This is a genomic window from Cupriavidus basilensis, assembly GCF_029335485.1.
GTDB lineage: Bacteria > Pseudomonadota > Gammaproteobacteria > Burkholderiales > Burkholderiaceae > Cupriavidus > Cupriavidus basilensis_E.
The window spans coordinates 1-8,908 of the sequence record NZ_JARJLM010000184.1; the positions used below are offsets into that span (position 1 = coordinate 1).

Annotated in this window: 11 protein-coding genes; all 11 read left to right on the plus strand. The window is 68.3% G+C overall.

The genetic code is table 11. From position 1 onward, the window contains the following. Positions 1-948 (plus strand): TraB/VirB10 family protein (locus P3W85_RS10905; RefSeq protein ID WP_276264793.1); only part of this gene is annotated, 948 nt, incomplete at its 5' end. Then, positions 932-1,723 (plus strand): DsbC family protein, encoded by a 792-nt coding sequence (locus P3W85_RS10910; RefSeq protein WP_276264794.1) that lies wholly within the window; start codon positions 932-934, stop codon positions 1,721-1,723. The genes P3W85_RS10905 and P3W85_RS10910, both read left to right, overlap by 17 nt. Beyond that, on the plus strand, positions 1,720-2,343 hold the full coding sequence (traV, locus tag P3W85_RS10915) for a type IV conjugative transfer system lipoprotein TraV (RefSeq protein WP_276264795.1): 624 nt from the start codon (positions 1,720-1,722) through the stop codon (positions 2,341-2,343). The genes P3W85_RS10910 and traV overlap by 4 nt, the downstream gene beginning before the upstream one ends. 7 nt (positions 2,344-2,350) lie before the next feature. Next, positions 2,351-4,906 carry a type IV secretion system protein TraC gene (gene traC / locus P3W85_RS10920; RefSeq protein WP_276264796.1) on the plus strand — a complete coding sequence of 852 codons (2,556 nt, stop codon included), beginning with the start codon at positions 2,351-2,353 and terminating at the stop codon, positions 4,904-4,906. Beyond that, on the plus strand, positions 4,903-5,259 hold the full coding sequence (locus P3W85_RS10925) for a hypothetical protein (RefSeq protein WP_276264797.1): 357 nt from the start codon (positions 4,903-4,905) through the stop codon (positions 5,257-5,259). Before traC ends, P3W85_RS10925 begins: the two co-directional genes overlap by 4 nt. Continuing rightward, positions 5,256-5,852, plus strand: a complete 597-nt coding sequence (traF, locus tag P3W85_RS10930) for a conjugative transfer signal peptidase TraF (protein WP_276264798.1) — start codon at positions 5,256-5,258, stop codon at positions 5,850-5,852. The genes P3W85_RS10925 and traF overlap by 4 nt, the downstream gene beginning before the upstream one ends. Before the next feature lie 10 nt (positions 5,853-5,862). Then, entirely contained in the window at positions 5,863-6,258 is a 396-nt protein-coding gene (locus tag P3W85_RS10935) for a hypothetical protein (RefSeq protein ID WP_276264799.1), read from the plus strand. Continuing rightward, positions 6,255-6,899, plus strand: a complete 645-nt coding sequence (traW, locus tag P3W85_RS10940; RefSeq protein WP_276264800.1) for a type-F conjugative transfer system protein TraW — start codon at positions 6,255-6,257, stop codon at positions 6,897-6,899. The genes P3W85_RS10935 and traW overlap by 4 nt, the downstream gene beginning before the upstream one ends. An 11-nt stretch (positions 6,900-6,910) precedes the next feature. Further along, a complete protein-coding gene (locus P3W85_RS10945) occupies positions 6,911-7,912 on the plus strand; it encodes a TraU family protein (protein WP_430869528.1) in 1,002 nt (333 codons plus the stop codon). Next, positions 7,899-8,669 carry a type-F conjugative transfer system pilin assembly protein TrbC gene (gene trbC, locus P3W85_RS10950; protein WP_276264802.1) on the plus strand — a complete coding sequence of 257 codons (771 nt, stop codon included), beginning with the start codon at positions 7,899-7,901 and terminating at the stop codon, positions 8,667-8,669. Before P3W85_RS10945 ends, trbC begins: the two co-directional genes overlap by 14 nt. Positions 8,670-8,680: 11 nt before the next feature. Continuing rightward, on the plus strand, positions 8,681-8,908 hold a 228-nt coding region (locus P3W85_RS10955; RefSeq protein ID WP_430869527.1), incomplete at its 3' end, for a hypothetical protein.

Below are 8,908 nucleotides of genomic sequence, written 5' to 3' on the forward strand. Positions count from 1 at the left end.
CCCGCGGCCATGCCTCCGGCCACCGGCTTGCCTCCGCCACCTTTGCGCTCCCCTGATGGCAGTGCCGCCCTCGGCATGCCGCCAGGCAGCCCGGCCTTCGCGCCACCGGCACCTCCGGCACCGACCGTCGTCCGTGTCTCGCTGGCCGAGCGCGGGACACCGGGTACTCCCGCCGCCAGTGTCAGCGGTGGCGCGGCACCGGATGGAGCGTCCTCCACCGCGGCCGCCACGAAGACGATATCGACCTTCCTGCCAGTGAGCTTCACGCGCGGCACCTTGCTCGGCGGTCTCGATGCGCCGACGGGCGGCCAGTCGCAGGCCAATCCGCACCCGGTCCTGATCCGCCTGTCGGACAACAGCGTCCTGCCCAACCAGTTCCGCGGCGAATACCGCGACTGCTTCGTCATCGCCGCCGGCTATGGCGACATCAGCTCCGAACGCGCCTACCTGCGCACCGAGAACCTGTCCTGCGTGCGCGCCGATGGCGCCACCCTCGAGGTACGGATCCAGGGCTCGGTCTACGGCGAGGACGGCAAGGTCGGCATGCGCGGGCGCCTGGTCACCAAGCAGGGGCAGATGCTCGCCAACGCCCTGCTCGCCGGCGTGGTCAGCGGCATCGGCCAAGGTGTGTCGAACGCGTCGACGAGCTACAGCACCTCGCCGCTCGGCTCCATCGCCACCGCTTCGGGCACCGATGCCTACCGCGCCGGGCTCGGCAGTGGCGTCGGCAAGGCCCTGGACCGGCTCGCGCAGTACTACATCAAGCTGGCCGAGAGCACCTTCCCGGTCATCGAGGTGGATGCCGGCCGCGAGATCGACGTGGTGATCACCAAGGGCGTGCGCATCGACGTGCCGATGACGGCAGCCAACGGCGACACCGCCCTGCGCCGCCATCCAGCCGATCCCGAAACCCGTTACCTGGAGCCCACCGATGACACCCACTATTGATCCGCTGCGTGGCCGCGTCGTCGTGGCCGCGCTGGTGGCGAGCCTGCTGGCCGCCGCCTTGGACGTGCATGCGGCCACGCTCGACGAGACCCGTCTGTTGGGGGCGCTGCGCAAGGCCCACCCCGGCACGCAGTTCACCGAGGTCGCGCGCTCGCCGGTCGAGGGAATCTACGAAGTCTGGATGAACGGCAACGTGGCCTACGTCGCCGCGAACAATCCGCGCTACTTTCTGTTCGGCCGCTTGTTCGACGTGCAGACGATGCGCGACATCACCGGACCCAAGCTGGCCCAGGCCAATGCAATCGGCGCCACCGCCGAGGCAGCCCCAGCCGCGCCCGTGCGCTTCGACCAGCTTCCGTTCGGCGACGCGATCAAGACCGTGCGCGGCAATGGCCGCCGTCAGATCGCCGTCTTCAGCGACCCGAACTGCCCGTACTGCAAGCAGCTGGAGCCTGAACTCGCCGGCCTCGACGACGTCACGATCTACACCTTCCTGCTGCCGTTCCAGGGCGAGGCCAAGCCCATCGCGGTGTGGTGCGCCGGCGACCGGCGCCAGGCCTGGGAACGGCTGATGCTGCAAGGCGACGGCAGCCTGCTGCATGCCGGTCCGCCCTGCGACCACCCGATCGGACGCAATCTCGCGCTGGCGCGCCAACTCGGCATCCAGGGCACGCCGACCCTGATCTGGGCCGACGGCAGCCGCACCGAGGGCTATGTCGGTCGAGCCGTCCTGCAGGCGCGCGCGGCGCAGGTGGCCGGGGAGAAGCAGCCATGAGGGCCGCGTCCCGCCTCCTGGCCCTGGGCTGTGCCTGCATCCCCCTGGTCGGCTGCGTCAGCATGTCGGGACTCGGCGGCGACTCCAGGTACGCCTGCAAGGCGCCCGACGGCGTCACTTGCGATTCGGTGTCGGGCACCTACGCCAACGCGCTGCAAAACAACCTCCCGGGCCAGCGCGCCAAGGCTTCGACGCGCGGCGATGGCGACGCGGGGAAGGACGCGCATGCCGCGCCCGCCCGCGTCGCGCCGCGTACCGCCTCTGCGCTGCCGGCCGCCTCCAGCGGCGATCCCGGCGCTGCCTGGGAACCCTCTCCCCTGCGCTCCCAGACCCGGCTGCTGCGCCTGTGGACCAAGCCCTGGGAGGATGCCGACGGCGACCTCTACGACCAGGGCTATGTGTATGTGCGGGTGGACAACGGCCGCTGGCTCATCGAGCACGTGCAGCGCCAGATCCGGGACCGCTACGCCCCGCTGCGGCCGCCACCGGCCAGCGCGGCCGGCTCGAGCTCCGCCCCCGCGGAGGCGGGGCAGGCAACCGATCTCTCGCCCCTGCAGCGCCCAGCGGCGCCAGGACCATCGCCCATGCCGTCGCCCGCGCAACCGCTCTCGCCACAGTGAGGTCACGATGCAGACCCTCGACACCCCTGTACGCGGCCCGGTGCGCCCCGCCCCGCTGTTCGGATTCGGTACGCCAGCCGACACCCCTGCAGAGCAGTTCGCGAGCTGGCTCCCGTATTCCGCGTACCTCGCGGCGGAGAAGCTCTTCGTCAATCGCGACAGCCTGGGCTTCATGCTCGAAGTCATGCCGCAGTCGGGCGCCGACGAGCGCATGGCCGAGGTGCTGGTCTCGCTCTACGCCAACTGCCCGCCCGGCACCGGCATCCAGTTCCATCTGTTTGCCTCGCCCCACGTGCGCGCACAACTGCGCCGCTACGCCAACCTGCGTGTCGAAGACGAGGACCAGGCCGAGAAAGCCAAAGAATGGGGCCGGCCGGCGCGCAACGACAACCTGTTTCGCAAGCTGGCACGGCAGCGCGTCGGCCATCTGCTCAAGGGTGCCCAGGCATCGATGACCGCGGGATTCCACTACACGGTGCGCGACTTCCGGCTGATGCTCAGCGTGTCGTTTGACGGCGATGCGCAGAACCTCAACCACCGCGAGGCGCTCTTGACCCTGCGCGACTCGATGGCCTCGACCTTGCGTGCCGCCTCGCTGCCCAACCGCGTGTGCGACGCGGCCGACCTCATCAATTGGTGCGCCATCTTCACCAACCCGGACCGGATGGCGCAGACCGATGCGCCGGAGCTCAACTACGACGACGGGCGCGAGCTGCGCGACCAGATCGTGGACTTCGACACCATCCAGGATCCGCATCCCAGCGGCCTGACCCTGTGGAAGGAAGCCAGCGAGCACGTGCTCGAGGCGCGTTTCTACTCGATCAAGAGTTTCCCGGAGCGCTTCTCGCTGTGGCAGATGGGCTCGCTGATCGGCGACCTGATGCAGCCGGCGCTGCAGTACAGCGCGCCGTTCCTGATCACGCTGGGCGTGCAGATCCTCGACCCCAACGCGACCAAGTCAATCGTCACGGCCAACCATGTGCGTGCGACGCAGAACGCGAAATCCAAGATGGCCGACGTCATGCCGGACGTCAAGAAGAAGCTCGACGACTGGACCGCCGCGGCCGACGCCATCGACACCGGCGGCAGCCTGGTCAGCCTGTACCACCAGCTCGCGCTCTTCACCCAGCCGGGCAAGTCCGCCGCCGCGCACGAAGCGGCCAACGCGATCTGGCGCGGGCGCGGCTTCCAGTTGAATGCCGACGCCTACATGCACCGTCAGGCGCTTCTCGCCAGCCTGCCGATGACGCTGACCGAGAAGTTCCACAAGGACCTGCAGAAGATGCGCCGGGTCACGCGCAAGACCATGGCCAACGCGATCCACATGGCCCCGCTGATCGCCGAGTGGCGCGGCACGCGCACGCCGGCGCTGGTCTTCGGCGGACGCCGTGGGCAGTTGATGACGCTGGACCTGTTCGACAACGACCTCGGCAATTACAACTTCGCGATCATCGGCGCCCCGGGTTCGGGCAAGTCCGTGCTGATGAACGAGATGGCCTGGTCCTACCGCGCCATCGGTGCGAAGGTCTGGATGCTGGACCTGGGCCGAAGCTTCGAGAAGCTGTGCCGCAAGGCCAAGGGCACCTACATCGAGTTCCGGCCTGACGTCGACATCTGCCTCGATCCGTTCACCCACATCCTCGACATCAACGAGGACATCGACATGCTGGTGCCCGGCATTTCCAAGATGTGCTCGATGCAGCACAGCCTGGAAGAGGTCCAGTACAAGGCGATCTCCGCCATGGTCCTCAAGCTCTGGCGGCAATATGGCAACGACCTGCGCATCACGGCGCTGCGCGACGCCTTCAAGACCGGCACGCTCGAAGAACTCGACGTGGTCAATGACCAGCGCCTCAAGGACCTCGCCATCATGCTCGGCCCCTATGCGCGGGGCGGCCAGTACGAGCGCTTCTTCGAGGGTCGCAACAACGTCGACTTCACGAACGATTTCATCGTCATCGAAAACGAGGAGCTGAAGCGCCGCCCCGACCTGCATGCCGTGGTCAACATCCTGTTGCTGCACCGGATCACCGGCGAGATGTACCTGACGCGCAACCGGCGCAAGGTCCTCTTCGTGGACGAATTGAAGCAGCAGCTCGGCGACATCGGCGCGGACGATCCGGTCAAGGCGGCCGTCATCGAAGAGGCCGCCCGGCGCGCGCGCAAGTACGGCGGCGCGCTCGGCACCGCGACGCAAAGCGCCGACGACTACTACGGCTCGGCGCAGATGGAAGCGGCCTTCAACTGCTCGGACTGGGTGTTCCTGCTGCGCCAGAAGCCCGAATCCATCGAGATGCTCGACCGCAAGGGACGGCTCAACATGGACGAGCCCAAAAAGCGCCTGCTCAATTCGCTGCGCACCGAGGCCGGCGCCTTCTCCGAGCTCTATATCTCCTCGCCGGTCGGCGAAGGCGTGGCGCGCAACATCCTCGACCCGGCCACCCACCTGCTGTTCTCCAACAAGCTCGAGGACAACGCGCCGATCGATGAGTTGCGCGCCCAGGGCCTGTCGATCGACGAGGCGATCGCGGAACTGCTGCGCCGCCGGGGGCATGCCGTATGAAAGCCCTGCTCCTCCACCTCCTGCTCTCCGTGGCGTTGACGGCTTGCGGCCTGGCCGCCTACGACTATCTCGCGGTCCGTCCCTTGCGTGTCGTCGGCGTCGTCGACGTGGCCGAGGTCTACCGGCTCAAGGAAGCCGAGTTCACGCAACTCCTGACCCAGGGCAACAGCGAAGAAGACAAGCAAAGGGCGCTGGCGATGGCCCGCACCTTCTCGCAACGCTTGCCCGCCGCCTTGGAAGAACTGCCTCGCGAATGCAATTGCCTGGTGGTCCTCAGGACCTCCCTCGCGGGCCCAACGCCCCGCACCCTCGATCTCACGCCGGCATTGCGCCGGAAGGTAAACGCACCATGAGCATCGAAGCCATCCGTCCCGACCTGCTCGCTTCCCCTGCCCGCCGCCCGTTCTGGCGGAGCGCGTTGACCAGCTTTACGGACTTCCTGGGCCACATGCGCCAGCGCTGGTACCTGTACCTGCCTGTCTTCGCGATCTGGGGCTTCGCCTACGTGCGGCTCTTCATCGACCCGACGCCGCGCTTGCCGGTGCTGTTCAACTGGACGCCCAGCCTGCCCTATCGCGTCGCGGTCGTGCTTCCGGGCCCGCTGGAACTGCGCCGCGGCGACTACGTCGTGTTCGCCTTCCAGGGCGATGCCGCTCGGAACTATCCCGGCCTGCACGGACAACCGTTCTTCAAGATCGTCCGTGGCCTGCCTGGCGACGTTGTGACGGTACAGGGTCGATCGGTCGCGATCAACGGCGAGGTGGTGGGTGTCGCCAAGCCCATGGCCTACGACCGGCGACCGCTCACAGCCATCGTCCCCACAGTGATCCCGCCCGGGCACTTCTATGTCCAGGGCACCAGCCCCGACTCCTTCGATTCGCGCTACCAGGCCAGCGGACTGGTGCGGACCGAACAGGTGATCGGCGTCGTGAAGCCCTTGTTCTGAGGACACGCCCATGAATCTTCGGCATGACATGCCTCCCCTCGCGATCCGCCTGGCGATCGCCATCTGCCTCACGGGTGCGGGCACGGCTCCTTCCCTGGCCCAGACGAGCCCGGCGCGTGGCCCCCTGCCGTCCGCCGAAGGATCGGCGGACGCCATGCCGATGGCCGACTACCTGGGCCTGCTGCGGCAGATCGCGCCGGCCGCCGAGGCAGGTGCGCAAGCCTACCTGCGCGCCTTCGAAACGCGCTGCAAGCGTGCCCTGCGCACGAGCGAGCTTCGGCGCGCCCTGTCCGCGGGCGATGGCGATCCTGTCCTCATGGGGCTCATGCGCGCCAGCCAGCAACAGGACGTCGCCGCAATACGGCAGTGGCAGGCAAAGGTGAGCTGTTCCGGGAGCAGACCATGAAGGCGCGCTCGCTTGCGTATCCGCTTCTGACTGCGCTTCTGGCCGGCCTCATGGCGAGCGGCCCGGTGCACGCGCTTGACCTCGGCGTGATCGGCCCGACCTACGAGATCGCGGAGCCGCATCTGCTGCAGATGATCGAATCGCGCCTGCGCGAGAAGGAGCGCAGCGGCGAGCTGAAGCGGTTCGAACAGCTGGCGCGCGAGCGCGGCGTGGCGGCGGTGCGCAACCCTACGCCAGTGCCGGGCCTGCGTGCCACCGATATCGCGCGCACCTTCTACTTCGATCCGACCTACGCCCTGGATCGCAATCTCACGAGCGCCCAGGGCGCGTTGCTGTTCCCGGCGGGCACCCGCAAGAACCCGCTCGAGATCGTCTCCCTCTCGCGGCACCTGCTGTTCTTCGATGCGCGCGACCGCCGCCAGGTCGCGCGTGCCCGCGAGCTCATCGATCGCTACCAGGGCCGCGTCAAGCCGATCCTCACCGGAGGCTCCTATCTGGACCTGATGAAGCGCTGGCGCATCCCGGTCTTCTACGACCAGCAAGGCGTGCTGACGCGCCGGCTCGGCATCACCCAGGTACCGGCGCTGGTCTCACAGGAGGGGCTGCGGCTGCGCATCGACGAACTGGAGGTCGCGCGATGAAAGCCGCTCGCATGCTCCTGGTGCTGTTCATGATGATGTTCGCGACGGTGACTTCATCGTTCGGCGCGGGCACGGCCACCTGCACCGGCAAGTTCCCGAACCCGATCACCGACATCTGCTGGAGCTGCATTCTGCCGATCAGCATCGGCTCGGCGCGCATCGCGAACTTCGGGGGACAGGAGGACATCGACAACCCGGCCAGCCCGGTCTGCAGTTGCGGCGTGAATCCGGTCATCGGCCTGTCGATCGGCTTCTGGGAGCCTGCGCGCCATGTGGAGGCAGTACGCAAGCCGTTCTGCCTGACCTCCCTGGGCGGCATCGACCTCGACCCCGGCATCCCCGCGCCGGAGGCGGCCCGCTTCACCCGCCCGGAAGGCGATGGGGACGGCGGCAGCTTCTACCAGGCGCATTTCTACGTGAACCCGGTCATGTACTGGCTCGAGGTGGTCACCGACTTCCCCTGCCTGGAAAAAGGCTCATTCGATCTGGCCTACCTCACCGAAGTCGATCCCCTGTGGGCCGACGACGAGTTGACGCTAATCCTCAATCCGGACGCCGTGCTCTTCGCCAACCCGGTGGCGATCGCCGCCTGCGCCGCCGACTGCGTGGCCGCGTCGGCGGGCTTCGGCATTCGCGAGATGTTCTGGTGCGCCGGCTGCCAGGGCGGGCTCTATCCCATGGACGGGCACGTGCCCTACCACCTGGGCGGCGTGCGCACCGCGGCGCTGATGGCCCAGCGCCTCACCGCCAAGATGCACCGCGAGCTGATCGCCTGGGGCTGGCACGGCACGCCGGGACTGTGCGGGCCCTACTTCCTGCCCGTCATGGACAAGACGGCCTACAAGACCCAACTCACCTACCCCATCCCCAACACCGCCAAGGAAGCCGGCAAGTGCTGCCAGCCCTTCGGCCGCACGACGGTCCTGTGGGGCGCCGGCAAGGAATACCCGGTGCGCGGCGAGGACTTCGCGTTCATGTTGTTTCGCAAAAGGAACTGCTGTGTGGGCTACTGACCGACTTCCCCTGCCAAGCGCTGTGGTCGTGGCCTTGCTGGGCATGGCGACGCTCTGCCTGGCCGCGCCGCCAACCCAGCCACCCTCGCCACCGACCGCAACGGTGACCGACGCCGACATCGAGCGCGTACGGCGCGAGACACCGACCGTCACAGAAGAAGACATTGCGCGCGCCCGCGACAAGTACCTCGCGCCTGCCGACGACAAGCTTGCGCCAGGGCGATCGATCCCCAAGATCGAGGCGCTTCCCCTGCCGGCCCATGGGCAGGCGATCGACCTGGAGGCCCTGGCGCGCGGCTACGCTGCCCAGTCCGATGCGCAAGCGCAGGCCCAAGGCATGGCCGGCGGCCCCGGCCTCTTCGTGTTCGTGAGCCTGGCGATGCCGCCGGCCACGCTGCAGCGCCTGTTCGACCAGGCCGCGCGCGCCCGCGCCACCCTTGTGATCCGGGGTCTGCGCGAGGGCTCGCTGCGCGCGACCGTGGCCCAGGTCCAGGCCCTGATCGGGCAGCGCCAGGTCGGGGTACAGATCGACCCGCAGGCCTTCGACCGCTTTGCCATTCAGCGGGTCCCGGCCTTCGTGCTGGTGCGCGAGGGTACGCGCCCCTTGTCCTGCGCGGCCGGCAGCTGCGCCCCGGACGACGCATATCTGCGCACGACCGGCGACGTGAGCCTCGACTACGCGCTCGAGTTCATGCAGCGCAGCGCACCGACCTACCGCAAGGACGCCGACGTCTTTCTGCGCCGGCTGCGCGGATAGGGAGAACCGCCATGCGCCGACTGGTCATCTGGTTCACGCTCATCTGCTTCGTCACGACGCAGACCGCGGCGGCGGCGGGCGCGCACGACGAAGGCACCGCGGCCGGCCGGGCCGCCAACCCCGTGATCCGGGGCACCGTCAACACGCCGAGCGCCTCCTCGACCGTGCCGGGCTACACCACGACGCCGCCCGAGACCGGCTACTACGGCCAGCCCAGCCTGTCCGGTGCGGCGAATGCA

Excerpts from the sequence above, each read along its gene's own strand:
- traV (WP_276264795.1), top strand. The coding sequence starts at position 1,720 with ATGAGGGCCGCGTCCCGCCTCCTGGCCCTGGGCTGTGCCTGCATCCCC.
- traC (WP_276264796.1), top strand. The coding sequence starts at position 2,351 with ATGCAGACCCTCGACACCCCTGTACGCGGCCCGGTGCGCCCCGCCCCG.
- traW (WP_276264800.1), top strand. The coding sequence starts at position 6,255 with ATGAAGGCGCGCTCGCTTGCGTATCCGCTTCTGACTGCGCTTCTGGCC.
- P3W85_RS10935 (WP_276264799.1), top strand. The coding sequence starts at position 5,863 with ATGAATCTTCGGCATGACATGCCTCCCCTCGCGATCCGCCTGGCGATC.
- traF (WP_276264798.1), top strand. The coding sequence starts at position 5,256 with ATGAGCATCGAAGCCATCCGTCCCGACCTGCTCGCTTCCCCTGCCCGC.
- P3W85_RS10910 (WP_276264794.1), top strand. The coding sequence starts at position 932 with ATGACACCCACTATTGATCCGCTGCGTGGCCGCGTCGTCGTGGCCGCG.
- P3W85_RS10925 (WP_276264797.1), top strand. The coding sequence starts at position 4,903 with ATGAAAGCCCTGCTCCTCCACCTCCTGCTCTCCGTGGCGTTGACGGCT.
- P3W85_RS10945 (WP_430869528.1), top strand. The coding sequence starts at position 6,911 with ATGCTCCTGGTGCTGTTCATGATGATGTTCGCGACGGTGACTTCATCG.